Origin of the sequence: Streptomyces mutabilis (genome assembly GCF_046628145.1) — a bacterium.
Classification (GTDB): Bacteria; Actinomycetota; Actinomycetes; order Streptomycetales; family Streptomycetaceae; genus Streptomyces; species Streptomyces mutabilis.
The window spans coordinates 7,101,214-7,125,330 of sequence record NZ_CP176874.1 but is presented as its reverse complement, the minus strand read 5'-3'; the positions used below and the strand labels follow the sequence as shown (position 1 = coordinate 7,125,330).

The window sequence follows — 24,117 nt, the reverse complement described above, 5'->3', positions numbered from 1 at the left end:
AAATGGGTACCTGCGACTTCATGCGTATCAGCGTGGTGGATGTGGGGTCGAACACGGTCCGGCTCATGGTGGCGGACGCGGAGGGCGGGGTGCCGCTGCCGGTCCACACCGCGAAGTGGCGGCTGCGGCTGTCCGAGCAGGTCAAGCCCGGTGATCCGGTCCCCGAGGAGGCCGTGGAGCGCCTTGTCGGGGCGGTCGAGGGCGCGAGCAGGACCGCGGCCCGGTGGGGGGCCGCCGGCCCGCTGGCCTTCGCGACGGCCGTGGTGCGTGCGGCACCCAACCGCCGTGAGGTGCTGCGCACCGTCCGCGACCGTACGGGCGTCGCCCTGTGCACCCTGCCGGGCGAGGTGGAGGCGGAGCTGACGTTCCTGGGGGCCCGGCGCTGGATGGGCTGGCGGTCCGGGCCGCTCGCGCTGCTCGACATAGGCGGCGGCTCGCTGGAGATCGCCTTCGGACGCGGCCGGCTGCCCGACTTCGTCGCCTCGCTGCCGCTGGGCGCGGCCCGGCTGACCCACGAGTTCCTGGCGGGCGGCGAGGACGCGCCGCCGCCCGAGCAGGTCCGGGCGCTGCGCCGCAAGGTCCGCCATCAGCTGCGGGACGTGGCGGCACGGATCCGCTGGGAGGGACCGCGCACCGCGGTGGCGACCTCGCGGACCTTCCAGCAGTTGGGCCGGCTGTGCGGGGCGCCGCCGGGGCGGCACGGTCCGTTCGTGGAGCGGCGGATGCTCTGCTCGGACCTGGGTGAGGCGGCCGACCGCCTCGCCGCGCTGACCGCCGACGAGCGGGCCCGGCTGCCGGGTATCTCCGCGCCGCGCGCGGCGCAGAGCCTGGCCGGGGCGGTGGTCGGGCACACCGCGATGAAGCTGACCGGCCTGGAGTCGGTCACGCTCTGCCCCTGGGCGATCCGCGAGGGCGTCCTGCTCCGTCACATCGAGGACGGCCCGTCCTGGTGGGCGGAGGTCATCCGCCACAACGACGAGGCGACCGCCCCGGCCGCCCCGGTGCCCCTGCGCATCGCGGGCACGTCGAGCTGACCGCGCGAGCGGACCACGCCCGCCGCGCACCGCACCGTACGGAGCGACCGAGCCGTACGAGGAGACCCGACCGTACGAGGAGAGGAGACACCCGTGTCCCGCAACGGCGATTCCGACCACAAGCAGCCCGAGACCGCCATCGAGGAGGTCCTGCGCGAGATCGAGGAGGCCAGGCCCCGTGACGCCGAGGCCGAGGAGGGCCCGCGCCGGGGCGAGGCCGGGGACGCGACGTCGCCGAACACCGGCGCCCAGAAGGACGCCGAGGGAGAGTGACGCGTCACCCGGCACGAACAGGGGTGCCACGGCGCCCCGCGGGTACTCGCGGCGCCATGGAGACCGACCGCGAAGGACCACAGCCGCCGACGGCCCGGGGCCCGCTCTCCGCGGCCGTCGGCGCGTATCTGCTGGGTACCGGCCCGCTGCCCGCCACGAAGGCCGTGGCCGCCGCGTCGCCGTACGGCGACGACCTGCAACTGGCCCTGTACCAGTGCTACGAGCTGCACTACCGCGGCTTCGCCGGCGTGTCCCCCGGCCTGGAGTGGGACCCGGGCCTGTTGCGCGTCCGGGCCGCTCTGGAGGACCGCTTCCTGTCCGCGCTGCGGGCCGACACCCCGGTGCACGACAGTGTGGCGGAGGCGGTCGGGGCGCTGCTCGTCGAACCCGTCGACGGGAAGGGCGTCAGCCACTTCCTGCGGGACGAGGGCGAGTTGTGGCAGCTGCGCGAGTACGCGGCCCAGCGGTCCCTGTACCACCTCAAGGAGGCCGATCCGCACGCCTGGGTGCTGCCGCGGCTGTGGGGCAGGGCGAAGGCGGCGATGGCGGCGGTGGAGTTCGACGAGTACGGCGGCGGCCGTGCCGAGCGGGTGCACGCCCGGCTGTTCGCGGACCTGATGACGGACCTGGGCCTGGACACGACCTACGGGCGGCATCTCGACGCGGCCTCGGCGGAGTGCCTGGCCACGGTGAACATGATGTCGCTGTTCGGGCTGCACCGGTCCCTGCGCGGCGCCCTGGTGGGCCATTTCGCGGCGGTCGAGATCACCTCGTCGCCCGGCTCGCGGCGGCTGGCCGAGGCGATGCGCCGCACCGGGGCCGGGCCTGCGGCCGAGCACTTCTACGACGAGCACGTCGAGGCCGACGCGGTGCACGAGCAGATCGTCCGGCACGAGGTGATCGACGGCCTGCTGGAACAGGAGCCGCACCTCGCGGGGGACGTCGCCTTCGGCATCGACGCCACCGGGTATCTGGAGGACCGCTTCGGCGCCCGGCTGCTCGCCGACTGGCGGGCCGGCCGGTCGTCCCTGCGCACGCCGCTGCCCGAGCCGTCCCGCGCGCCTTCCGGCATGTCCCATATTTCGTGACGGGCGGGGTACCTGGGTTCCGTGGATTTCATGGTGCTACCGGGCGTCTACGCCCCTCAGGAGGACACCGCCCTGCTGGCCGGGGCCCTGTCCGACGAGTCGCTCCCGCCGGGCGCGGCCGTACTCGACGTGGGGACCGGCACGGGCGCCCTGGCCCTGGCGGCGGCCCGGCGGGGCGGCCGGGTGACCGCGGTGGACGTGTCGTGGCGCGCGGTGTGCGCCGCCCGCGTGAACGCCATGCGGGCCGGGGTGCGCGTCCGCGTCCGGCACGGCGATCTCTTCACGCCCGTACGCGGCGAGACGTTCGACCTCGTGCTGGCCAATCCTCCATACGTGCCGGCGCCCGGCGCCGGCCGCCGGCCGCGCGGTGCGGCGCGGGCCTGGGACGCGGGCCACGACGGCCGGCTCGTCCTGGACCGGATCTGCCGGGAGATTCCCGGCCTGCTGCGCCCCGGCGGTGTGCTGCTGCTGGTGCAGTCCGCCCTCAGCGATCCGGAGCGGACCGTCGGCAATCTGCGCGAGGCCGGCCTGAAGGCGGCGGTGTCCCGGCGGCAGCGGATCGGCTTCGGCCCCGTGGTGCGGGGCCGGGAACGCTGGCTGCGGCAGCGCGGGCTGCTGTCCCTGGCCGACGACGAGGAGGAGCTGGTGGTCGTCCGTGCCGAACTACCCGTCTGACGTTCCGCGCCGGGTGAAGGTCCAGCGCCGGGGGCCGCTGCTGGTGGAGGGACCGGTGGAGGTGGAGCTGGAGGACGGGACGACGGTGTCCTCCGACCGCTTCCGGGTCGCCCTGTGCACCTGCCGGCGCAGCCGTCGCTACCCCTGGTGCGACACCAGCCACCGGGCGAGGTCGTCCGGCTCCGGTGACGGGCCGGCGGCGACGAAGCCCTGATCCCTCTTGCCGGAGCCCGGGTCTGCCGGCCCTCCGGGTCCCGGAGAACGGCGGACGGCCCCACTCCGTCCGCCGTCCCCGGTGCGGGACCGCGTCCTCCCGTACGGTGACGGCTCGCACTCCCCAGTAGCGAACCGTCGGTCACGCCGCACGGGCGGCCGGTCCCGGTCCTAGAAGGTGAAGACGCTGTCGCTGCCCGCGTTCTTCACGCACTCGTTGGCGAAGGTGCGCTCGTAGGAGACGTGCCGGCCCTGCCACACGCCGTCGACGGTGACGACGACGGGGGCGTACTCGCGGGTGCAGAAGACGCCGGGGTCCGCTCTCAGGGCGTCGAAGTCGCCGCCCGTGACACGCAGTTCGGCGCAGGCCGCCTCGGCCGCGGGGTGGGTTCCGGAGGCCTTGGGGGCACAGGTCAGGGTGACCGCGCGTACCGGTGCGGCGATGGCAGCGCTCTCTCCGTACCCCACGGTCAGCACCAGGGCCGAGGGGGCGTAGAGCGACGCGGGGGCGGTGGCCGGGGAGGCGAGGGAGGCCCCGGCGAGGGGCCCGCAGACGGCGGTGGCCGTCAGGCCCAGAGTCGCTGCCCAGCGCGCGGTGTTCCGCATTGTGTGCATCCTTCCGCTCGGGATGAGGGTGATCGCCGGCCCGGCCCGGTGGGTGCCGGAACGGCGAGCGCGAGTCTGCCGAGTCCGGCACCGAAACTCATCTCGACCCCATGGATTTCGGTAACCTTGCGTATTGAATCAGTGGCGTGAAGTCACAGAATTCGAACGTTCCAAGTCCGGAAGGGGCCGGTTCTTGATCGGTCCTTGAGGCATGAACTGGCCGGATGGCGTGATCCGTACGTTCGTCAATAGGCCGGAAACACCCCCGGAACATGCCCGTTACCCCTGGCGGCGGGGCCCGACATACTCGTCGGTATGGTGCTGGCGGCGCGAACTCGACGACGAGAGGCGGGACCTGGGATGGCGAAGCACTGGGCGGACTTCCAGTACGAGATCTACCTCAACGGGATGACGGGGACCGTTCCGCGCCTGCCGACGGATCTGACCCGCCTGGAGGAGCTCACCGAGCGGCGCCTGGGCCCAGGTCCCGTCGGTTACGTCGCCGGCAGCGCGGGGGACGGCAGCACCGCGCGCGCCAACCGGGCGGCTCTGGACCGGCGTCGGATCGTCCCGCGCATGCTGCGGGACGTGCACCGGCGTGATCTCGCGGTCGAGGTGCTGGGCCGCCCGCTGCCCGCCCCGCTGGCACTCGCGCCGGTCGGCGTTCTGTCGATCATGCATCCGGGCGCGGAGCCGGCCGCCGCACGGGCCGCAGCCGCGCAGGGCGTGCCCTACATCCTCTCTTCCGCGTCCAGCACGCCCATGGAGCAGGTGGCGGAGGCGATGGGCGACGGCGAGCGCTGGTTCCAGCTGTACTGGCCCAAGGACCGCGAGGTGGCCCGCAGCTTCCTGGAGCGGGCGAAGGCGGCCGGGTACAGCGCGCTGTTCGTCACGCTGGACACCCCGCTGCTGTCGTGGCGCCCACGCGACCTCGACCAGGCGTACCTGCCGTTCCTGCACGGGGTGGGCACCGCGAACTACTTCTCCGACCCTGCGTTCCGGGCGGGGCTCGCGAAGCCGGTCCACGAGGATCCGAACGCGGCGGTGATGCATTTCGTCGGCATGTTCTCCGACCCCGCGAAGTCCTGGCCGGATCTGACGTTCCTGCGGGAGAACTGGGACGGTCCGATCGTCCTCAAGGGCATCCTGCACCCGGACGACGCCCGGCTGGCCGCCGACGCGGGGATGGACGGCGTGGTGGTCTCCAACCACGGCGGCCGTCAGGTGGCCGGTTCCGTCGCGGCGGCGGACGCCCTGCCACGGGTGGTGGACGCGGTCGGCGACCGGCTCACCGTGCTGTTCGACAGCGGCGTGCGCACCGGCGACGACGTCTTCAAGGCGCTGGCGCTCGGTGCCCGGGCGGTACTGCTCGGCCGTCCCTACGTCTACGGTCTGGGCCTCGACGGACAGGCGGGCGTGGAGCACGTGATCCGCTGCCTGCTCGCCGAACTCGACCTCACCCTGGCCCTGTCGGGACACGCCTCGCCGGCCACGCCGGGCCCCGCCGACCTCGTCGAGGACCCTGTGTGACCCTCGGGGGTCCCGGTCGCCCCGCCCACGCACGGGGCCGTCGCCGCCCTCGGGTTCGGGCCGGGCCGCACTCGCGGGACGTGCCCCCGCCACGCCCCGCGCCCGGCGAGGCCCGGTGCGGCGTCCGCGGAGTCCCCGTGGCGGCTGGTCACCCGTGACGCGGACAGCCCCGCCCCCCGGGCGGCCCGGCGCCCCCGGCGCGGTGCCCGCGGCGCACCGGGCCTCGTCCGGTCCTCCTCAGTCGCCCGGCAACTCCACGGCCCGCGCGGCCGGGGTGCCGGTGCGGGCGATGGACAGGGAGCCCTCCGCCGGTACCGGGTCGGTCCGCCAGCGCTGGGCGTCGGAGCCGTCGTGCACCTTGACCACGACGTCGGTGCCGGGGGCGGTGGTGGTGGCGGCGAGGGCGAGCTGCCGCTGCCAGCGCGGCACCAACTCGCCCCGCCCGGTGAGGTCGTAACGCACGTGGTCGCCCCGCTCGGTGCCCTCGTCGGCGCAGGTACCGAGAATGACGACTCCGGCGTCCGCCTGCGAGTCCAGGCACAGCCCCGGGTCGGCGACACTGCGCAGCAGCCCGTCGTCCTCGTGGGTCCACTGCTGGGTCCACGCCTCGGAGCACTCCGCAAGCCGGGCGCCCGCACCGGCCCTCGGTTCGCCCCGGACGTCGAGGCAGAGGTCCGCGGCGACGTTGCGCAGCCGCGCCCGGTCCGCCGCCGTGGGCAGCCCGGCCGCGCCGGGCGGCTCGGGCCGGCTGGTCGCGGACGCCGTGCCGTCCTCCCCCACGGCGCTGGTGGAGGCGGCCGGATCGGCGCCGCCGCCGTCGTACGACCACACGCTCACCACCAGCACGACGGCCAGCACTCCCGCCGACGCGGCGCCGAACTGTCTGAGCACCGCCCGGCCGGAGCGCGGCCGGCCCGGAGGCCGGCGCACCGGGACGGGGATGCGGGCCAGCAGGCCCGGGCGTCCGCCGCGGTGCCGTGCGTTCCCCTTGGTGAGGTTGCTCAGCGTCGCCCGTCCCGGGCGGGAGTCCAGATAGCGCCGGGCGCCCCAGCCGAGCACCGCTTCGGCGATCAGCGTGCCCAGCCCGCGCTCGAAGTGCCCGAGTTGTTCGGCCGCGTGCCGGCAGTGGCGGCAGTCGGCCAGGTGCTTGCGGACGTCCGGCAGCAGGGCGCCGCCCCGGCGGATCGGTACGTCGAGGAGCCGGCCGTGGAAGCGGCAGTCCTGTGAGGGCGCGAGTTGCCGGTGGGCGTCCAGGCAACCCTCGCGGAATTTCTCCCGCGCTTGTTCAAGAGTGACCGACGCTGTGTCGGTATCCATGCCGAGGAGACCGGCCGGGACACTTATGTGTTCGGCTTCGACCTCCGTGTGCCAGAGCAAACAGCGGGCCGGTCCGGGAAGTGACGCGAATGCCCGGGCGGCCAGCGTGCGGTTTTCCGGAGTCATGGACTTCGCCGCCCGCATGCCACGTCCGCCGGCGGGTTTGAGCAACTGCGGGAGAACGGCGGATATCGCGTCGTCCGCGGACCACTGGCGGACCGTGTCCCGCACGGCCACCAGCAGCCGCGGCCGCAGCGCCGTGGCCTGCTCGCCCTGGGCCAGCCGGTCCAGGACCCGGTGCCAGGCGGCGCCGGTGACCATGTCCGTGACCTGGGCCGAGGTGGCGAGGCAGATGGTCGCGTAGTCATGGGCGGGCTGCCAGTGCCGCGCCATGAGGAGTGCGGCGGCCCGGGAGGCCTCGTTCTCCGGACCGTCCCGCAGCCGCGCGGCCAGCAGCTCGTCGGACTCCCCGGGGTCCGCGCCCGAGGGCGGGTGGGCGGGTCGAGGGGGGTGGGGGGTGGGCACTGAGGTCGTTCCTTCCCACGCGCGTGTGACTCAGAAGTTCCGGTCGCCGAAAAGGGATCCCTGATTGGTGTATACCTTTTGGGCGCGGTGTGGGGAGCGTGAATTCGCCACGGCGAAATTCGACTGGGTTCCTCAACGCGCGTGCGAGACCCGGCCTTTACCCCCCCCCCCCCCCCCGCACGGGTGCTTCACTCTCGCACAAACCACTCATGGCCAACAAGGCGACCGGGCAACATCGGCCCGCTTTGAAAGAAGGTCAGATTCCGCGGCAACTCTTGCGGCTCGCGCCCGCTTTCGGATTTCTCCGTGCGCCCCGTGTGAAACCCGCGCACTCACCCGTGCGCCGCGCACGCTCCCCGGCGCACGCCCCGGCGTAGTGGACTGGCTACGGCCCTTCTCGGAAGGCCCCGCGCGGGACGGCGGCTCTCCCGCGCGGGAGGGCCGCCGACCCCGTTCCTCCCGCCCTCGGTCGGCGGCCCCGAGAGGCCGGCTCCGGAACTGCCGACGGCTGCCGGTCACCAGTGGCCGCCGGTGGCCGCCGATGGTCAGATCTGCCAGGAGCGCAGCCGGTCCGCTGCCGAGTAGACATCGGCCTTGCCGGACATCAGGTCGCGCGCGAGGTCGACGAGGGCGCCGTAGGGCGGGTCCATGCCGACATCGCTGGCGTACATGTAGGCGACGGCGGTGGCACAGGCGAAGCGGGCGTTGGCCGCGGGCAGCGGCTTGAGCACGGCGAGGGTGTGCAGCAGGGCGGCGGCCCGCCAGGCCGCATCGGAGTCGACGCCGAGGCGGGGCGGGTCGACGCGGTGCCGGGCGACGGCGGCGACCAGCGCGGAGAAGTCGTTGATGACGGGCTGCTCCGGCAGTACTTCCTCGTGGCGCTGGAGCAGCCAGGGCACGTCTATGTGCAGGACCGCTGCCATGGGTCAGGCGGCCCGCCCCTCGCCCGTGACGGGCGGTCGTTCGTCGTCGGGGAAGGCGGCCGCGAACTCGTCGGCGTGGGCCGAGAAGAACCGGCGGAAGGCCTCCGCCCCCTCCTGCAGCGCCCGGTGCCGGGCTATGTCGGCGGCGGCGGCCTCCCGCACGAGCGCCTTCATCGACGTACCGCGTTCCTTGGCGATCTGCCGCAGGTCCTCGAGCTCGCGGTCGCTGAACTCCACGTTCAGAGCTGGCATGCCTCCCACGGTACCGCGCGGGTACTGACCAGTAAATATCAGCAGGTCAGAGGGTTGGGGGGCGGTACCGCGAGAGGCGGGCGGGGCGGTGGTGCGGTCAGCTCTGGTCCGCCACGAAGGAGGCCATCCGGGCCAGTGCGGCGTTCCAGTTGATGGTGTGCTCGTTGGTCGACCAGGACTGGATGTCGTCGATGAAGCAGAACTGGGCGACGCAACCCTGGAGTTTGCTCTGCGCGTAGGGGTCCTGGATGTTCGAGTTCGGTCCGCCGGACAGGGTGCCGTCCGGCGGGGCGGGCAGCGACGGGTCGAGCTGCTTGGCGTACCAGCGGCTGTGCTGGTTGTGCGCGTTGACCTCGCCGTAGCCGGTGACGTACGACATGTTCAGGGCGTTGCGGCCCAGGATGTAGTCCATGCTCTGGAGGGCGCCGTCACGGTACTTCGAGGCACCGGTGATGTCGTAGGCGGTGGCGAGGACGACGGCGTTGTTGAGGATCTGGTGGCTGGAGCCCCAGTCGTAGACGTTGTCCTCGGGGGCGTAGGGCATGCCGTACGGGTGGGCCTTCAGCGTGGCCAGGTACGTGTCGGCGCCCTGGACGACGGAGCGGCGGACCCGGTCGCGGCCGGGGAGCCGGTTGGGCACGGTCGCCAGGTCCAGGCGGGCCGCCGCCGCGGTCCGCGCCCAGTCGAAGCCGAGCGGGCCGAAGATGTCGGCGGTGTGGACCGGGGAGTTCAGCACGTACTCCTCGAAGCCCCGCTCCCCCGTCGTCAGGTACAGCTCGGCCGCCGCCCAGTAGAACTCGTCGGCGACGCCGGCGTCGGGGTAGGCGCCGCCGCCGATGCCGTCCGTCTCGTCGGCGAGCACGTCCGGGTGGGCCAGGGCCGCCGCCCACGCCGTGCGGGCCGCGTCGAGCGCCTTCGCGGCGAACTGGCGGTCGTAGGGGCGGTAGAGGCGGGCGGCCTGCGCGGCCGTCGCCGCCAGGTTCAGGGTCGCCGCGGTGGTCGGCGGGTGCAGTTCGCGCTTCTGGGGGTCGTCGCTCGGCAGCAGCGGCAGTCCGGTCCACGCCTCGTCGTGGATCTTGTGGTGGGCCATGCCGGCCAGCGGTTGCCCCTGGGGCACCTGCATCTTCAGCAGGAAGTCCAGCTCCCAGCGGACCTCGTCGAGGATGTCCGGCACCTTGTTGCCGCTCTCGGGGATGTCGAGCGTTCCGTCGCCGAGCTTCGACGGTTCACCAGTGCGGGCGTGCAGCGAGCGCTCGTAGGTGCTGAGCAGCTCCCAGGTGGAGATGCCGCCGTTGACGACGTACTTGCCGTGGTCGCCGGCGTCGTACCAGCCGCCGGAGACGTCGAGGGTGTAGTCGCAGACGCCGGGCTGGCAGGGCACCTCGGTGTCGCCCTGGTTGGGTGCCACGCCCACGTGTCCGGCGGGCCGGGCGTAACCCGGGCGCAGCTCGTCGCTGATGGGGGTGCCGCTGCGCTGCGTGTAGTAGTACTTCGCGGAGTCGGTGCGCAGCTTCTCGTAGGCGGCGCTGCCGATGTCGAAGGGGCGGCTGGTCTCCCCGTCGGCGACCAGCGTGTAGCCCTCGCCGCGCTTCTTGTAGCGGCCGAAGTCGATCGAGTGGACGTTCTGCCCGGAGGAGGCGTCCACGCCGCGCGGCTTGCTCCAGCCGTGGGCGACGACCCGTCCGCGGTCGTTCTTCAGCTGCCAGGGCAGGCGCGAGGTCGCGTCGGTGACGACGGTGGCGTTCTTGGGGCCGGACGGCAGGTAGCCGACCTGGTTGACCCGCACGCGCGGCCCGGTGTCGGGCACGTACGGCTCGGGCTTTACCCCGCCCAGCAGGGACACGTCGTCCACGCAGAAGCGCCAGGCCTCCGGCGTCCCGCCGAGCTGGAAGCCGACCTGGCCCTGGGTGGTGTCGACGGGTGAGGTGAAGGTGTACGAGTAGGTGTTGCCGGAGACGCTGAGCTGCGGACTGACCTCGTGGTACGTGTCGTACGGGGACACCGACAGGCCCACGATCGCCCGGACCACGTGGTCGGCGGGCGTGCCGGTCGCGGTGAAGGAGAACTTGTACGACTCCCCCGCGACCAGGGTGATGTCGTTCTGGCCGACGGCCGCGTCCCAGCGGTTGGCGGTGCCGCCCGGGGCGTCGGCGCACAGCCGGCCGTCGGTCACGGCCGCGGTGACGTTGCTGCTGGCCCACCAGGACTCGGTGCCGTTGTCGAAGGTGCCGTTCTTGACCTGCTCGGTCTCCTCCGCGCCGGCCGGTGCGGCGGGCAGCGCGGTGACGGCCGCCGCCAGCAGGGCCGTCAGGGAGACGAGCGCGGTTCTGCGTCTTTTCACGTCTGGGCTCCTCGGGGGAGGTACGGGTGCTCGCGTCGAGGGAGCGTTCACCGAATGGGAGCGCTCCCAACGCCCGGTCGCAGACATGCTTGTGGCAGACATGACACCCCGTCAACGGTCCGGACGGGACTGGTTCCCGTCCGGACCCCGCACGACGGCTCAGGCGGCCGGCGCCTCCAGGCGGCTGATGCGGATCGCTCCCCTCGGCTCGCCGGGGTGGCGGCTGGTCAGCGTGAGGCGGATCTCGGAGCCGCGTACCGCGCCGAAGGTGATGACGGTCGGCGCGTCGGACGCGGTGGCCCAGTCGATCCTTACGTCCTCGGCCACGCGCCAGGCACGGCCGTCCCGGACGGCGACCTCCACCGTCGCGGGCAGGCTGTGCGCGGCGTCGACGGTGAAGGAGACCTCGACCCGTTCGTAGGTGCGCCCGCGGCCGTGGTCGACCGACACCCAGTCCTCGGCGCGGGCCCCGTCGAACGCGGGCAGCAGGGCGGTGGCCGCCTTGTGGAAGCCGTTGGACCAGCCGGTGGCCGGATCGCCGTCCAGCATCGCGGCGGGCAGGGTGTCGGGCCGGCCGGAATAGCTCGCGTCGGCGTGCGGGTGGTCCACGGGCGCCGGGTGGTCCGGTCTGAACCGGGGGGCCGGTGTGGTCGCCGGGTCGTCGGAGCGCCGGGCGCGCACGCTCACCGTGCCGGTGCGCAGCCCGTCCGCGCGGGCGGTCACCCGCAGCGTGCCCGGACGGCTGCCGGAGCGCACGATGGCGAGGGCCTTGCCGTGGAAGGCGGTGCGGGTACTGGCCTGGTAGCGCTCGGCGCTCTCCTGGCGCCCGTTGTCCAGTCCGGCCAGGGACCCGCCCGCGACGTCGAAGGAGATCAGGTGCTCGGCGCCGGGCACCACCACGCCGCGCCGGTCGACCACCTCGGCGGTCACGAAGACCAGGGAGCGGCCGTCCGCGGCGACGCTCTCGCGGTCCGGGGTGAGGCGCACCGCGTGCGGGGCGCCGGCGGTGCGCAGGACGTCGGTGGCGACCCTGCGCCCGTCCCGCCGGGCGACGGCCTTCAGTTCGCCCGGCTCGAAGGGCACCTTCCAGGTCAGGTGGAGCTTGCCGGCGCTGCCGTTGGGGCTGGTGTAACTGCCGGGGTAGGGGCCGTCGGTGAAGGTCTTGTCGTCGCCGGTGGCCTCGGTGGTCTCCAGGTACGTGCGGCCGTCGACGGTCTTCTTGGTGTCGAAGGTACGGGTGCCCAGGGACCTGCCGTTCAGGAACAGCTCCACGGTGTCGACGTTGGCGTACGCCCAGACCTCGACGGTCTCGCCCTCGCGGTGGTTCCAGGTCGTCGGCAGCAGGTGGACCATCGGCTCGTCCGTCCACTGGCTGCGGAACAGGTGGTACATGTCCTTGGGGAAACCGGCGGTGTCGACCGCGCCGAAGAAGGACGCCTTGACCGGGAAGACGTCGTACGGCGTCGGTTCCCCGATGTAGTCGATGCCGGACCACAGGAACTGGCCGGCGAACCACTTCCGGTCCCGGTCCTTCTTGTGGCCGTACTCGCCGCTCATGGTCCAGGAGGCGAGGTTGTTGTCGTAGGAAGAGGTGGCGCGCTTCCCGGGCGTGTGGTTCTCGCCGGTGTTGAGGTGTTCCGGCTCCTGGTAGGTGCCGCGGGTGGAGGTCTCGGACGACGACTCGGACTCGAAGAGGAACAGGTGCGGGTAGGCCGCGTGCAGGTCGTCCACCGACTTGGCGGTGTTGTAGTTGAGGCCGAGTCCGTCGAGCTTGGCGAGCATCAGGTCGGCGGCGGAACCCTTGGCGGGCATCCGGCGGTACTTGTCGGAGCCGATGACCAGCGGGCGGGTGTCGTCGGCGGCGCGGATGGCGTCGATGATCCGGTCGGCCATGGCGAGCCCGGCGGTGGAGGTGGAGTCGGGGACCTCGTTGCCGATGGACCACATGACGACGGCGGGCGAGTTACGGGCCGCGAGCACCATCTCGGTGGCGTCCTTCTCGCACCACTCGTCGAAGAACCGGCCGTAGTCGTAGCGGTTCTTGCCGGTGCGCCAGCAGTCGAAGGCCTCCACCAGCATGATGATGCCCAGCTCCTCGCAGACCTCGATCATCTCGGGCGCGGGCGGGTTGTGGGAGGTGCGGAAGGCGTTGACGCCCATCGACTTCATGATGGTCATCTGGCGGCGGATCGCGTCGATGCTGACGGCGGCGCCGAGCGCGCCGAGGTCGTGGTGCAGGTCGACGCCCTTGATCTTGGCGTACGCGCCGTTGAGGTGGAAGCCCTCGTCGGGGTCGACGTGGAAGGTGCGGATGCCGAACGGGGTGCGGTAGGTGTCGACGGTCCGCCCGCCGACGCGCAGTTCGGTGTGCAGGGTGTAGCGGTGCGGGTCCGCGAAGTCCCACCGACGGGGGCGGGCGACGGTGAGTTCGTGGACCTCGCTCGCCTCACCGGTGACGGCGGTCGTGGAGGCGGCGCGGGCGACCGTGCGCCCGTCGGCGTCCTCGACCCTCGACCGGACCTCGACCTCGCGCGCGGCGCCCGACGCGTTGACGACGTCGGTCCTCACCCGGACCGTGGCGCGCTCCTCGTCGACCCGCGGTGTGGTGACGTACGTGCCCCAGCGCCGTACGTGCACCGGCTCGGTGACGACGAGGCGGGCCTCGCGGTAGATGCCGCTGCCGGAGTACCAGCGGCTGCTCGGCAGTCGGTTGCGCACCTGGACCGCGAGGACGTTCTCGGTGCGGCCGTCGGTGTGCACCAGGTCGGTGAGGTCGAGGGCGAAGCCCGTGTAGCCGTAGGGGTGGCGGCCGACCTCGCGGCCGTTGCAGTGGACGCGACAGTCCATGTACACGCCGTCGAACTCGACCGAGATCCGCTTCCCGGCGAGGGCGGGCGGCAGCGTGAAGGCGAGGCGGTACCAGCCGAGTCCGCCCGGCAGGAAGCCGGTGCCGCTGGTGGTGCCGTGCTCGGTGGTGGGCGTCTGCTCGATGCTCCAGTCGTGCGGCACGGCGACCTCGCGCCACGCCGAGTCGTCGTACGCCGGGTCGGCGGCGCCGGTGGTGTCCTCGGCGGCGCCGTCGGGGGCGACCAGCAGGAAGCGCCAGCCGTCTCGCAGGGGGACGGTGGCGCGTCCCGCACCGCTTCCCGTCGCGTCCGCGGCCCATGCCGAGGGGGCACCCGGCAGCGCCCCGGCCGCCGGTGCGGCGGCGGAGGCGATCAGGACCGATCTGCGCGTGACCGTCATGGCGGATCTCCCTCATCAGGCCCAGCAGGGCTCAGAAGTACTCACAACTGATCGTGAACAAACAGATTCTGACGTCCTGCCACACACGCCCGTCAAGGGCACGGAAAGCACTTTCTGCCCCGTGCGGCCCGGCCCGCCAGGTGGCGCGTGGGCCGCCGGGGATGTGCGAGACCGTTGGTTCCGGTCCGTACCGGCCCCGGACGCACTACGCTTGGGCTCAGGTGACGCGCTGTTCACTGTGGGTGTGCGCAATGGAGTGGCGACGATGAGTCCGGTCAACCCGTCCGACGATGCCGCCACGGCCCGCGCAGTCATCGACGACTCCGGCACCCTGCGGGAGTGGAACGAGGGCGCCGGCCTGCTGCTGGGCCACTCGGCCGCCGACGTCGTCGGGCGCCCCGCCGCCGGGCTGCTGGTGGACCGTCCGGACGGCACGGTGCCCGGACCCGGTGACGAGCGGTGGAGCGGCACTCTGGCGCTGCGGCACCGCGACGGACGGACCGTGTCCGTGTGGGTGCTCGCCCACCGCAGGCCGCCGGACGACGGCGGTCCCGGTACCTGGCTCGCCGTGACCCCGCTGGACCACGCCCCCGACCGTGCCGACGACCCACTGGTCAGGGCCGCTCTCACCCAGTCGCCCTGCGCCACGATGATCTTCGACGACCGGCTCCGGCTGCGCGGTGTCAACGACACCATGGCGCGCCTGCTCGGCCTGCCGGCCGACCGCCTGCGCGGGCTGCGGCCCACCGACATCGGCAGCAAGCCGCGGCACGCGGAGCTCGAACGGCACATCCGGCAGGTGCTCGCCACCGGCCTCGGGTACGACATGCACGCCCACCTCAAGGCCACCGGCGAGAGCCGCGCCCACGCGTGGCACGCCCGCATCGCGCCCCTCACCGACGCGGACGGCCAGGTGCGCGGTGTCTGCGTCAGCGCCCACGACTTCACCGAGCAGCACCTCGCCCGGGAACGGCTGCAGCTGGTCAACGAGGCCAGCGTGCGCATCGGCAGCACGCTCGACGTCACCCGCACGGCACAGGAACTCGCGGACGTGTGCGTGCCCGCGCTGGCCGACTTCGTGAGCGTCGACCTGCTGGACCCGCAGGAGCACGGGGACGATCCCCCCGCCGTGCCCGCCCCTCCGGTGGGCCTGCGCCGCGCGGCCCACCAGTCCGTCACCCCGGGCTGCCCGGAGGCGGTGGCCGAGCCCGGCCGGCTGGACGTCTACCCGGCCGGCTCACCCCAGGCCGAGTGTCTGGTCGCGGGACGCGCGGTCGTGGCCGCGGTGCCCTCCGGGGACCTGGAGCGGTGGCGGGAGTGGGACCCCGTCCGGGTCCGGCGGGTCGAGGAGTACGGGATCCACTCCACGATGTCCGTGCCGCTGCAGGCCCGCGGCACGACCCTCGGCGTCGCGGTGTTCACCCGGTACCGGCGGCCGTACCCCTTCACCGACGACGACCGGCTGCTGGCCGAGGAGGTCACCGCCCGCGCCGCCGTCTGCATCGACAACGCCCGCCGCTACTCCCGCGAGCGCGAGACGACGCTGACGCTGCAACGCAGCCTGCTTCCCCGCTGGCTGCCGCCCACCGCCGCGGTGGAGGCCGCCTCCCGCTACCTCCCGGCGGCGCGCTCCGGGGTCGGCGGCGACTGGTTCGACGTGATCCCGCTGTCCGGGATGCGGGTCGCCATGGTCGTCGGGGACGTCGTCGGCCACGGCATCCAGGCCTCGGCCACCATGGGCCGGCTGCGCACCGCCGTGCGCACGCTCGCCGACATCGACCTGCCGCCCGACGAGCTCCTCACCCACCTCGACGACCTGGTCGTCCGGCTGTCCGAGGAATCCGGCGACAACGGCGCCGGCGAGGTCGGCGCCACCTGCCTGTACGCGGTCTACGACCCGGTGTCGCGGCGCTGCTCGCTGGCCCGCGCCGGGCACCCGCCGCCCGTCCTGGTCCCGCCGGACGGCCCGCCCCGGCAGATCGGGCTGCCCTCGGGACCCCCGCTGGGCGTGGGCGGGCTGCCGTTCGAGTCGGCCGAGCTGGAGCTGCGTGAGGGCAGCGTGCTGGCGTTCTGCACCGACGGGCTGATCGAGAGCCGGGACCGGGACGCCGACACCGGTCAGACACTGCTGCGCGAGGCACTGACCGAGCCCGCCGAGTCGCTGGACGCGACCTGCGACCGGGTCCTGCACGCCCTGCTGCCGCCGGGCGGCGCCGCCGACGACGTGGCACTGCTGCTGGCCCGCACCCGGGGGCTGCCCGCAGGCCAGGTCGCCACCTGGGACATCCCGGCCGACCCGTCACTGGTCGCCCCCGTACGCAAGCAGGTCATCGAGCAGCTGTCCGCCTGGGCCCTGCTGGAGGCTTCCTTCACCGCCGAGCTGGTGGTGAGCGAGCTGGTCACCAACGCCATCCGGTACGGCTCCCCGCCCATCCGGCTGCGGCTGATCCACGACACGGCCACACTGATCTGCGAAGTCTCCGACACCAGCCACACGGCGCCCCATCTGCGCCGGGCCAAGACCTGGGACGAGGGCGGTCGCGGGCTGCTGCTGGTCGCCCAGCTGACCCAGCGCTGGGGCAGCCGGCACACGACCGAGGGCAAGACCATCTGGGCGGAGCTGGGGCTGCTCGACGAGGAGTGACCCGGGGGACACGCACGCATCCGGGGGTGTGCGCCCGGAGAAGGCGGCCGGATACGCGCGCCCGGGGAGCGGATTCGACCGGTGCCCCCGGGGGATGCGCGCCCCTCGTTTCCCGGCCGGTGCGGCGGGACACTCGAAGTCACAGGGCGAACGGTGCCGCCCCGCGCGCCGGCCCTGTGCGAGACCTGACGGGAGTGTGGAGAAGCGATGGCCAACACATCACGGCCCGTAGGCCGCACCGCCCTGCTCGCGAGCGCGGTCGCGCTCCTCGGCCTGGTGGGCGCCTGCGGCAGCGAAAGCAGTACGTCGAGTGCCCCGCGACCCACCCAGGCCCCCCGCACCACGACCCCCGGCACCGGCACCGCGACCGGCACCGCTCCGGCGGCGACCGCGGCGCCCAGTGACACCGCCGGTTCCGCATCCGCCTCCGCCCGCACCGACAGCCGCTGCCACACCTCCGAACTGCGCGCCGCGGTCGGCCGGGTGGACCCGGGAGCGGGTCAGCGGAACTTCCCGATCGTGCTGACCAACACCTCCGACCGCACGTGCACGCTGTACGGCTATCCGGGCGCCGCCTTCGTCGGCGCGTCCGGCGAGCAGCTGGGCCCGGACCCGGAGCGCGCACCCGCCTCCCCCGAGACCGTCACGCTGACGCCGGGCAAGAGCGCGTGGGCCGGACTGTCGTTCTCCAGTCCGCAGATCAGCGGCGCCCGGACCGCCACGCCGGCGGCGCTGCTCGTGACGCCGCCGGACGAACACGACCCGATCGAGGTGGAGTGGACGGCCGGCGAGGTGCCGGTCGGCGGCGGCGAGTCGTCGGTGTCGCTCACCGCCCTGGAGGCCGGAACGGGCCCCTGAGGCGTCCGGGGAGACGCCCGGAGGCGCGCCGTGATCAGTGACCGGCGATCGGGTGCGGCGCGTACGGACGCTCCAGCTCCTCGATCTCCTTCTCGGTGAGCGCCAGTTCGACCGCCGCCACGGCGTCCTCGAGGTGCCCCGGCTTCGACGCCCCGACGATCGGCGCGGTCACCGTGTCCCGGTGCAGCAGCCAGGCGAGGGCCACCTGGGCGCGCGGCACCCCGCGGTCGCCGGCGATGCGGGTGACCGCCTCGACCACGGCGCGGTCGCCCTCCTGGTAGAGCGTGCTGCCGAAGTTGTCGGTGGCGCTGCGCTCGGTGGCGGTGTCCCAGTCGCGGGTGAGCCGGCCGCGGGCGAGCGGGCTCCACGGCAGCACGCCGACGCCCTGGTCGGCGCAGAGGGGCAGCATCTCGCGCTCCTCCTCGCGGTAGAGGAGGTTGTAGTGGTTCTGCATGGAGACGAACTTCGTCCAGCCGTGCCGCTCGGCGGTGTACTGCATCTTGGAGAACTGCCAGGCGTACATCGAACTGGCCCCGATGTAGCGGACCTTGCCCGCCTTGACGAGGTCGTGCAGGGCCTCCATCGTCTCCTCGACCGGCGTGGTCGGGTCGAAGCGGTGGATCTGGTACAGGTCGACGTAGTCGGTGCCCAGGCGCCTGAGGCTGTGGTCGATCTCGGTCATGATCGCTTTGCGGGACAGTCCCGCGCCGTTGGGCCCGGGGCGCATCCGGCCGTTCACCTTGGTCGCCAGCACGATGTCGTCCCGGCGGGCGAAGTCGCCGAGGGCCTTGCCGACGATCTCCTCGCTGGTGCCGTCGGAGTAGACGTTGGCCGTGTCGAAGAAGGTGATGCCCGCCTCCAGCGCCTGCCGGATCAGCGGACGCGAGGCCTCCTCGTCGAGGGTCCACTCGTGGGTGCCCCGGTCGGGGACGCCGTACGTCATGCAGCCCAGGCAGATCCGCGACACGTCCAGGCCCGTCGAGCCGAGCTTCACGTACTGCATCGTTGCTGCTCCTGTCTTCGGGATCGTCAGTACCAAAGGGGAGCGTACGTCTTCGTGCGGGCTCCGAGCGGGGCGGGTCAGCGCCGTTCGAGCAGGTCCAGCGCCCGCTCCCAGGCGAAATCGGCGCGGTCGCCGTCCTCCCCCTCGCCCGCGCAGGGGTCGGCGAAGCGCACGCCCATCCCGCGCAGCCGGGTCAGGCTCTCCCGGTACGCGGGATGGGAAGCCAGCGCGTCGGCGACGCACGGCAGGACGGCGACGGGGACGTCGAGGCCGCACACCTCGCACAGGGTGGCCAGGGCGAGGTTGTCGGCCAGGCCGGCGGCCCACTTGTTGACCGTGTTGAAGGTGGCGGGCGCGACCACCACGGCGTCCGGCGCCGGAAAGGGGCGCGGCTCGCCGGGACGGCGCCAGGCCGACCTGATCGGCCGGCCGGTCTGCGCCTCGACGGCGGCGGTGTCGAAGAACCCGTTCAGGGAGACCGGCGTCGCGAAGACGCCGACCTCCCAGCCGCGTTCCCGCGCGGCGGCGATCAGCCCGCCGACGCCGGAGGCCACGCCGGCGGCGCAGACGACGACGTAGAGGAACGGCTTCCCGGGAATCTCGTTCGTCTCCGGATCGTCGGCTTCCTGGATGTTCCAGCCCTGTTCGCTCACCCGGGAACCCTACTGAACGGGCGGCGGGCGGCGCGGGCCGGTGTCAGCCCACCCGCTCCGACACGCTGATGGCGCCGACCGGGCACGCCCGGGCCGCCTCCCGCACCAGGGCGCTGCCCCCGCCGTCCTCCCGCCCCGGCCGCACCGTGCTGTATCCGTCGTCGTCCTGGGCGAACACGTCCGGGGCGGTCAGCGCGCACTGGCCCGCGCCGATGCAGCTGTCCTTGTCGATGTCGATGTGCATGTCCGGAGCCTCCTACCAGGCCACGGGGAGTTCGAGCATCCCCTGGATCGTGTCGCCGGGCTTGAAGGGGATCTCCTCAGGTGGTGCGGCCAGGCGCAGCGTGGGCAGCCGGTCGAAGAGGGTGCGCAGGGCGATCTCCAGTTCGGCGCGGGCCAGGTTCTGGCCGAGGCACTGGTGGATGCCGAAGCCGAAGGCCACGTGGTGCCGGGCCGGACGGTGCCAGTCGAGGGCGTCCGGGTCGGGGTAGACGGTCTCGTCGCGGTTGATGACGGAGGTCGAGAAGACGACGCCTTCGCCGGCCCGGACGGTCGTGCCGTCCACGTCGATGTCCTCGGTGGCCAGCCGCAGCAGCCCGTCCGCGATGGACAGCATGCGCATCAGTTCCTCGACCGCGCCGGGCAGCAGCGAGGGGTCCGCGCGCAGTTCGGCCAGCCGCCGGGGGTGGCCGAGGAGGGTGAAGGTGCCCAGCGAGATCATGTTGGCGGTCGTCTCGTGTCCGGCGACCAGCAGGATGAACGCGAAGGCGATGAGCTGGTCGCGGTCGAACTCCCCTCCGGCCGTCTGCTTGCGGACGAGGTCGTCCAGCAGGCCCTCACCGGGCGAGTGCCGCTTGCGGTCGATCAACTTCCCCAGGTAGCCCTCCAGTCGGTCGCGGGCGTCCTGGGCGTCGGCCGGCCTGGGGCCGCGCAGCAGCCTGCGGGACTGCTCCTCGAAGAAGTCGTGGTCGGCGTAGGGGACTCCGAGCAGCGCGCAGATCACCATCGACGGCACGGGCAGGGCGAAGGCCGACACGAGTTCGGCGGGCGGCCCCTGCGCGATCATCGCGTCGAGCCGTTCGTCGACGATCCGCTGGATGCGCGGGCGCAGGGCGGCGGCGCGCTTGAGGGTGAACTCGGGCAGCACCAGCTTGCGCTGGGCGCGGTGCTCGGGGTCGTCGACGCCCAGGAGGGCGGTCCTGCGCGGGCGCACGGCGGCGAGGCGGGCGGATGTGGCCGGGAAGCCGTCGCGGGTGCGGTCGGTGGACAGCCGCGGGTCGGCCAGCAGCCGGCGGGCGGTGGCGTGTCCGGTCACCAGCCAGGCCGGGCGGCCGTCGAAGAGGGTGATCCGGGCCAGCGGCCGGGTGGCGCGCAGCGGGTCGTAGGCGGCGGGAGGGTGGTAGGGACAGGTCCGGTCCTGGGGAAAGGCGACGGGTCGTGTCGCGTTCGCGTCCGTCGTCGTGTCGGTGTCCGTCATGGAAGACCTCGCAGACGAAGAGTGCGTCGTGCCGATCTTCATTAGATGCCCCGGGCATCCATCCGACGACGTCAAGTTCGGCCAGATCGGTGGTGGGGACGGACTGGCCGGAGTTCGCCGTAGCGCCGCCGGACGGTGAACACCTGTGCCCACCGAGGGGCCGTCCGCGTACGACGGACGTGGCGCGATGGCGCCGCCCGTCGGCCGGCACGGCGCGCCGGATCCCGCCACGGGTGATCGTGCCGACGGGACGTGCACCGGCGGCCCGAGGACGGGTACGGATGGATCGGGCACCGGACGGTGTTGAAGCACGGTGCCAGTCAGCCGTACGACGTGACGATGGGACGGATGCCATGCCTCTGGACGGCGAGTACGAACCCAGCCCGACGCGGTGGGTGCGCGAACAGGTCGAGCTGTACGAGAGCTCGGGCGGTACGAAGGGCACGACCCTGAAGGACACGGGCATGCCCGTGATCGTGCTGACCACCCGCGGAGCACGGAGCGGCAGGATCCGCAAGACGCCGCTGATGCGCGTCGAGCACGAGGGCCGGTACGCCGTGGTCGCTTCCCTGGGCGGGGCGCCCAAGCACCCGGTCTGGTACCACAACGTCAAGGCCGATCCCCGGGTGGAACTCCAGGACGGGCCGGTGAAGCAGGACATGACGGCCCGTGAGGTCACCGGCGCGGAGAAGGCCGTGTGGTGGGAGCGCGCGGTGGCGGCGTATCCGCCGTACGCCGACTACCAGGAGAAGACGGAACGGGAGATCCCGGTCTTCGTGCTGGAACCGACCGGCGGGAGCTGAGCCGGCGGCCGGAAATTCCCCGGATCCGTGTGCATGGACGACGTCGGCCGGGGCACACGTGGGTCAGGCCCCGCCGCGTTCCCCCGTCGCGGCGGGGCCTTCCGCTGCCTCCCGCGCGAGTCGGTCGGTGACGTCCAGGAAGATCTGCTGTGCCTCGGGCACGGCGTGGGCGATCGACCGCTTGATGCGCACGGCGACCTCCTCCACCCGCTCGCTGTCCAGGCCCGGCATCAGATCGACGCGGGCGGCCACCAGGGTGGAGTCGAGCCCCGTCTTCATCGTGAACAGCGCCTCGACGCTGTCGATCTCCGGCTGGGCCCGCAGCAGCGAGCGGATCCGGCCGCTGGCCTCCGGGTCGGCGGCCTCGCCGATGAGCTGGTCGCGTGCCTCGCGGCCCAGCCGGTAGGCCACGTACACGAGCAGTGTGCCGATGGCGAGCGACGCGCATGCCTCCCACACGACCTGTCCCGTGACCATGTGCAGGATCATGCCGGCCATGGCGAGGGTCACCCCGAGGACCGCGGTGCCGTCCTCGGCGACGACCGTGCGCAGGGCCGGGTCGCGCAGGCCGGCGCTCACCCCGCCCTGGCCCCGCACCTGGTACAGGGCCCGCAGCAGGGAGGCCCCCTCGGCGAGCAGGGCGACACCGAGCACGATCAGTCCGGCGACGTAGCCGCCGAGTTCCTCCTGGGCGCCGGTCCGCAGGGCCTCCACGCCCTGGTAGAAGGAGAAGCAGCCGCCCATGACGAAGATGCCGACGGCGGCGAGCAGCGACCAGAAGAAGCGTTCCTTGCCGTAGCCGAAGGGGTGCCTGCGGTCGGCGGGCCGGCGGCTGCGGCGCAGTGCGGCGAGGAGGAAGACCTCGTTCATGCTGTCGGCGACCGAGTGCGCGGCCTCCGAGAGCAGTGCGGGTGAACCCGCGACGAAGCCGCCCACCGCCTTGGCGGCGGCGATCACCAGGTTGGCCGCCAGGGCGACCAGCACGGTGACGCGAGTCCTGCGGTCGGCCTTGCGACGCTCCTGGCCTGCGGCCGTGCCGCTGTCCTGGCCGCGGCCCTCGCGGTCGGTGTCCCGTTCCGGCGTTTCCTTCGATGCTGTCCCACTCACGAGGGGCCGACTGCCCCCACCCGCGTGGCTCACACCCGCCTTGCGGGTGGCCCACCGGTGGCCCACCAGTGCCGACGGCCGAAAACGGGGAACGTGTCCACCAGAGCACACGGACGACCGGAAGGCAGGGTCATGAGCGGTGACGGCGGGACGCCCGGCAACAGCGGCTACGGCAGGAAGGCGTTCAAGCGGTCCAGGAGCCACTTCGCGGACCGGATCACCGCGGACGGCCGGGACGGCTGGCCGGTGGCTCCCGGCCGTTACCGGCTGGTGGTGAGCCGGGCCTGTCCGTGGGCGAGCCGGGCGCTGGTGTCGCGGCGGCTGCTCGGCCTGGAGGACGCCCTGTCCCTGGCGGTCGCCGATCCGATCCAGGACGACCGCAGCTGGCGGTTCACGCTGGACCCCGACGGCCGCGACCCGGTCCTCGGCATCCGCTACCTCAGCGAGGCCTACGACCGGCGGGAGACCGGCTACCCGGGCGGGGTGAGCGTGCCGGCGATCGTGGACGTGCCCAGCGGGAAGCTGGTCACCAACGACTTCCAGCAGATCACCCTGGACCTGGCGACCGAGTGGACGTCCCTGCACCGCCCGGGGGCGCCCGACCTGTATCCCGAGGCGCTGCGCGACGAGATCGACGAGGTCATGGCGGGCGTCTACGAGGACGTCAACAACGGCGTGTACCGGGCGGGCTTCGCCACCGGCCAGGAGGAGTACGAGGAGGCCTGCGCGGGCGTGTTCCGGCGGCTGGAGCAGCTGACACCGCGCCTGGAGCGGCAGCGCTACCTGGTCGGCGACACGATCACGGAGGCGGACATCCGGCTGTTCACCACGCTGGTCCGCTTCGACGCCGTCTACCACGGTCACTTCAAGTGCAACCGCTGGAAGCTGACCGAGAACGCGGTGCTGTGGGGGTACGTGCGCGACCTGTTCCAGACGCCGGGTTTCGGCGACACCGTCGACTTCGACCACATCAAACGTCACTACTACCAGGTGCACACCGGCATCAATCCGACCGCCGTCGTGCCCCTGGGCCCGGACCTGTCCGGCTGGCTCACGCCCCATCACCGGCAGGAACTGGGCGGCCGGCCGTTCGGCGACGGGACTCCGCCGGCCCCGGTCCGCGCCGACGAGACGGTCCCGGTACAGGGCAGGCCCTGACCGCGGGACCGACCAGGCAACCGATGTCACTCACCTAACGCAAGGAGATGCACGTGGGCAGGAAGAAGAAGAAGACGATGCCCCTCGCCTACAAGCCCGTCGGTTTCGTGCTGGGCTGGGCGGGCGGCGCGCTGGCCGGCATGGCCTTCCAGAAGACCTGGAAGGTGCTCCGGCACGAGGACGACGCGCCCGACGCGCTGGACCCGGACCGCGGCTGGGGGGAGATCCTGCTGGCCGCCGCGATCCAGGGTGCCATCTTCGCCGCGGTGCGCAGTGCCGTGGACCGCACGGGCGCCAAGGCCATCGAGCGCTCGACCGGCGTCTGGCCGGTCGGCGACAAGGGCGGCCGGGACTGACCCGGCGGCAGCCCCCTTTCCGTCGGCGCCCGGCA

22 protein-coding genes are annotated in these 24,117 nt (G+C 73.0%); 11 read left to right on the top strand and 11 right to left on the bottom strand.

The annotated features are described in order from the left end of the window. Nucleotides 1–20 precede the first annotated feature (20 nt). The 5 genes from ACLIN4_RS31915 (at nt 21) to ACLIN4_RS31895 (ending at nt 3,284) form a co-directional block, all read left to right on the top strand. Nucleotides 21–1,034 (top strand): Ppx/GppA family phosphatase, encoded by a 1,014-nt coding sequence (locus tag ACLIN4_RS31915; protein WP_219181379.1) that lies wholly within the window; start codon nt 21–23, stop codon nt 1,032–1,034. A 93-nt stretch (nt 1,035–1,127) separates the two neighbouring features. After that, on the top strand, nt 1,128–1,307 hold the full coding sequence (locus tag ACLIN4_RS31910; RefSeq protein WP_100045502.1) for a hypothetical protein: 180 nt from the start codon (nt 1,128–1,130) through the stop codon (nt 1,305–1,307). A 56-nt stretch (nt 1,308–1,363) separates the two neighbouring features. Continuing rightward, complete coding sequence (locus tag ACLIN4_RS31905) at nt 1,364–2,395, top strand: iron-containing redox enzyme family protein (protein ID WP_100045503.1); 1,032 nt, start codon at nt 1,364–1,366, stop codon at nt 2,393–2,395. Between the two features lie 30 nt (nt 2,396–2,425). Beyond that, nucleotides 2,426–3,070, top strand: a complete 645-nt coding sequence (locus tag ACLIN4_RS31900; RefSeq protein WP_411576475.1) for a HemK2/MTQ2 family protein methyltransferase — start codon at nt 2,426–2,428, stop codon at nt 3,068–3,070. Next, a complete protein-coding gene (locus tag ACLIN4_RS31895; protein ID WP_107480514.1) occupies nt 3,051–3,284 on the top strand; it encodes a CDGSH iron-sulfur domain-containing protein in 234 nt (77 codons plus the stop codon). The genes ACLIN4_RS31900 and ACLIN4_RS31895 overlap by 20 nt, the downstream gene beginning before the upstream one ends. A gap of 170 nt (nt 3,285–3,454) precedes the next feature. Here ACLIN4_RS31895 and ACLIN4_RS31890 read toward each other — a convergent pair whose 3' ends face one another. Further along, the gene (locus tag ACLIN4_RS31890) at nt 3,455–3,889 is read right to left on the bottom strand and encodes a protease inhibitor (protein WP_100045506.1); all 435 of its coding nucleotides are present in this window, start codon (nt 3,887–3,889) and stop codon (nt 3,455–3,457) included. Between the two features lie 360 nt (nt 3,890–4,249). On the opposite strand from ACLIN4_RS31890, the gene ACLIN4_RS31885 reads away from it, so the two are divergent. Further along, nucleotides 4,250–5,419, top strand: coding sequence for a lactate 2-monooxygenase (locus ACLIN4_RS31885; protein ID WP_107480515.1), 1,170 nt, complete (start codon nt 4,250–4,252; stop codon nt 5,417–5,419). Nucleotides 5,420–5,656: 237 nt separating this feature from the next. Here ACLIN4_RS31885 and ACLIN4_RS31880 read toward each other — a convergent pair whose 3' ends face one another. The 5 genes from ACLIN4_RS31880 to ACLIN4_RS31860 form a co-directional block, all read right to left on the bottom strand. Then, a complete protein-coding gene (locus ACLIN4_RS31880; RefSeq protein ID WP_307651710.1) occupies nt 5,657–7,261 on the bottom strand; it encodes an RICIN domain-containing protein in 1,605 nt (534 codons plus the stop codon). Nucleotides 7,262–7,806: 545 nt separating this feature from the next. After that, nucleotides 7,807–8,184 carry a hypothetical protein gene (locus ACLIN4_RS31875; RefSeq protein WP_043384327.1) on the bottom strand — a complete coding sequence of 126 codons (378 nt, stop codon included), beginning with the start codon at nt 8,182–8,184 and terminating at the stop codon, nt 7,807–7,809. A gap of 3 nt (nt 8,185–8,187) precedes the next feature. Beyond that, entirely contained in the window at nt 8,188–8,436 is a 249-nt protein-coding gene (locus ACLIN4_RS31870; RefSeq protein ID WP_107479062.1) for a hypothetical protein, read from the bottom strand. Between the two features lie 97 nt (nt 8,437–8,533). Further along, a complete protein-coding gene (locus tag ACLIN4_RS31865) occupies nt 8,534–10,777 on the bottom strand; it encodes a glycoside hydrolase family 9 protein (protein WP_289909131.1) in 2,244 nt (747 codons plus the stop codon). A 159-nt stretch (nt 10,778–10,936) separates the two neighbouring features. Further along, entirely contained in the window at nt 10,937–14,023 is a 3,087-nt protein-coding gene (locus tag ACLIN4_RS31860) for a glycoside hydrolase family 2 TIM barrel-domain containing protein (RefSeq protein ID WP_307651712.1), read from the bottom strand. 265 nt (nt 14,024–14,288) lie between these two features. Here ACLIN4_RS31860 and ACLIN4_RS31855 point away from each other — a divergent pair, with 265 nt between their 5' ends. Next, on the top strand, nt 14,289–16,667 hold the full coding sequence (locus tag ACLIN4_RS31855) for a SpoIIE family protein phosphatase (protein ID WP_289909133.1): 2,379 nt from the start codon (nt 14,289–14,291) through the stop codon (nt 16,665–16,667). A gap of 207 nt (nt 16,668–16,874) precedes the next feature. Next, nucleotides 16,875–17,525: a DUF4232 domain-containing protein gene (locus ACLIN4_RS31850; protein ID WP_289909134.1), complete on the top strand. Its 651-nt coding sequence runs from the start codon at nt 16,875–16,877 to the stop codon at nt 17,523–17,525. Between the two features lie 34 nt (nt 17,526–17,559). Here the strand turns inward: ACLIN4_RS31850 and ACLIN4_RS31845 are convergent, their stop codons facing one another. The 4 genes from ACLIN4_RS31845 to ACLIN4_RS31830 form a co-directional block, all read right to left on the bottom strand. Next, nucleotides 17,560–18,528 (bottom strand): aldo/keto reductase, encoded by a 969-nt coding sequence (locus ACLIN4_RS31845; RefSeq protein WP_289909135.1) that lies wholly within the window; start codon nt 18,526–18,528, stop codon nt 17,560–17,562. A 77-nt stretch (nt 18,529–18,605) separates the two neighbouring features. Then, complete coding sequence (locus tag ACLIN4_RS31840; protein WP_411576798.1) at nt 18,606–19,127, bottom strand: flavoprotein; 522 nt, start codon at nt 19,125–19,127, stop codon at nt 18,606–18,608. Between the two features lie 97 nt (nt 19,128–19,224). After that, the gene (locus ACLIN4_RS31835; protein WP_100048480.1) at nt 19,225–19,425 is read right to left on the bottom strand and encodes a ferredoxin; all 201 of its coding nucleotides are present in this window, start codon (nt 19,423–19,425) and stop codon (nt 19,225–19,227) included. Nucleotides 19,426–19,437: 12 nt separating this feature from the next. Further along, nucleotides 19,438–20,658, bottom strand: coding sequence for a cytochrome P450 (locus ACLIN4_RS31830; RefSeq protein ID WP_107479066.1), 1,221 nt, complete (start codon nt 20,656–20,658; stop codon nt 19,438–19,440). A 353-nt stretch (nt 20,659–21,011) separates the two neighbouring features. On the opposite strand from ACLIN4_RS31830, the gene ACLIN4_RS31825 reads away from it, so the two are divergent. After that, a complete protein-coding gene (locus ACLIN4_RS31825; protein WP_107479067.1) occupies nt 21,012–21,461 on the top strand; it encodes a nitroreductase family deazaflavin-dependent oxidoreductase in 450 nt (149 codons plus the stop codon). Nucleotides 21,462–21,524: 63 nt separating this feature from the next. Here the strand turns inward: ACLIN4_RS31825 and ACLIN4_RS31820 are convergent, their stop codons facing one another. Further along, nucleotides 21,525–22,445, bottom strand: a complete 921-nt coding sequence (locus tag ACLIN4_RS31820) for a cation diffusion facilitator family transporter (RefSeq protein ID WP_179350515.1) — start codon at nt 22,443–22,445, stop codon at nt 21,525–21,527. A gap of 255 nt (nt 22,446–22,700) precedes the next feature. Here ACLIN4_RS31820 and ACLIN4_RS31815 point away from each other — a divergent pair, with 255 nt between their 5' ends. Together ACLIN4_RS31815 and ACLIN4_RS31810 are read left to right on the top strand one after the other, a co-directional pair. Beyond that, nucleotides 22,701–23,726, top strand: coding sequence for a glutathione S-transferase family protein (locus ACLIN4_RS31815; RefSeq protein ID WP_107479068.1), 1,026 nt, complete (start codon nt 22,701–22,703; stop codon nt 23,724–23,726). A gap of 77 nt (nt 23,727–23,803) precedes the next feature. Continuing rightward, nucleotides 23,804–24,082, top strand: coding sequence for a DUF4235 domain-containing protein (locus ACLIN4_RS31810; protein ID WP_219181595.1), 279 nt, complete (start codon nt 23,804–23,806; stop codon nt 24,080–24,082). Nucleotides 24,083–24,117: the final 35 nt, after the last annotated feature.

Excerpts from the sequence above, each read along its gene's own strand:
- ACLIN4_RS31850 (WP_289909134.1), top strand. The coding sequence starts at position 16,875 with ATGGCCAACACATCACGGCCCGTAGGCCGCACCGCCCTGCTCGCGAGC.
- ACLIN4_RS31835 (WP_100048480.1), bottom strand. The coding sequence starts at position 19,425 with ATGCACATCGACATCGACAAGGACAGCTGCATCGGCGCGGGCCAGTGC.
- ACLIN4_RS31825 (WP_107479067.1), top strand. The coding sequence starts at position 21,012 with ATGCCTCTGGACGGCGAGTACGAACCCAGCCCGACGCGGTGGGTGCGC.
- ACLIN4_RS31845 (WP_289909135.1), bottom strand. The coding sequence starts at position 18,528 with ATGCAGTACGTGAAGCTCGGCTCGACGGGCCTGGACGTGTCGCGGATC.
- ACLIN4_RS31860 (WP_307651712.1), bottom strand. The coding sequence starts at position 14,023 with ATGACGGTCACGCGCAGATCGGTCCTGATCGCCTCCGCCGCCGCACCG.
- ACLIN4_RS31885 (WP_107480515.1), top strand. The coding sequence starts at position 4,250 with ATGGCGAAGCACTGGGCGGACTTCCAGTACGAGATCTACCTCAACGGG.
- ACLIN4_RS31855 (WP_289909133.1), top strand. The coding sequence starts at position 14,289 with ATGAGTCCGGTCAACCCGTCCGACGATGCCGCCACGGCCCGCGCAGTC.
- ACLIN4_RS31830 (WP_107479066.1), bottom strand. The coding sequence starts at position 20,658 with ATGACGGACACCGACACGACGACGGACGCGAACGCGACACGACCCGTC.
- ACLIN4_RS31890 (WP_100045506.1), bottom strand. The coding sequence starts at position 3,889 with ATGCGGAACACCGCGCGCTGGGCAGCGACTCTGGGCCTGACGGCCACC.
- ACLIN4_RS31810 (WP_219181595.1), top strand. The coding sequence starts at position 23,804 with ATGCCCCTCGCCTACAAGCCCGTCGGTTTCGTGCTGGGCTGGGCGGGC.
- ACLIN4_RS31915 (WP_219181379.1), top strand. The coding sequence starts at position 21 with ATGCGTATCAGCGTGGTGGATGTGGGGTCGAACACGGTCCGGCTCATG.
- ACLIN4_RS31905 (WP_100045503.1), top strand. The coding sequence starts at position 1,364 with ATGGAGACCGACCGCGAAGGACCACAGCCGCCGACGGCCCGGGGCCCG.
- ACLIN4_RS31870 (WP_107479062.1), bottom strand. The coding sequence starts at position 8,436 with ATGCCAGCTCTGAACGTGGAGTTCAGCGACCGCGAGCTCGAGGACCTG.
- ACLIN4_RS31815 (WP_107479068.1), top strand. The coding sequence starts at position 22,701 with ATGAGCGGTGACGGCGGGACGCCCGGCAACAGCGGCTACGGCAGGAAG.
- ACLIN4_RS31900 (WP_411576475.1), top strand. The coding sequence starts at position 2,426 with ATGGTGCTACCGGGCGTCTACGCCCCTCAGGAGGACACCGCCCTGCTG.
- ACLIN4_RS31875 (WP_043384327.1), bottom strand. The coding sequence starts at position 8,184 with ATGGCAGCGGTCCTGCACATAGACGTGCCCTGGCTGCTCCAGCGCCAC.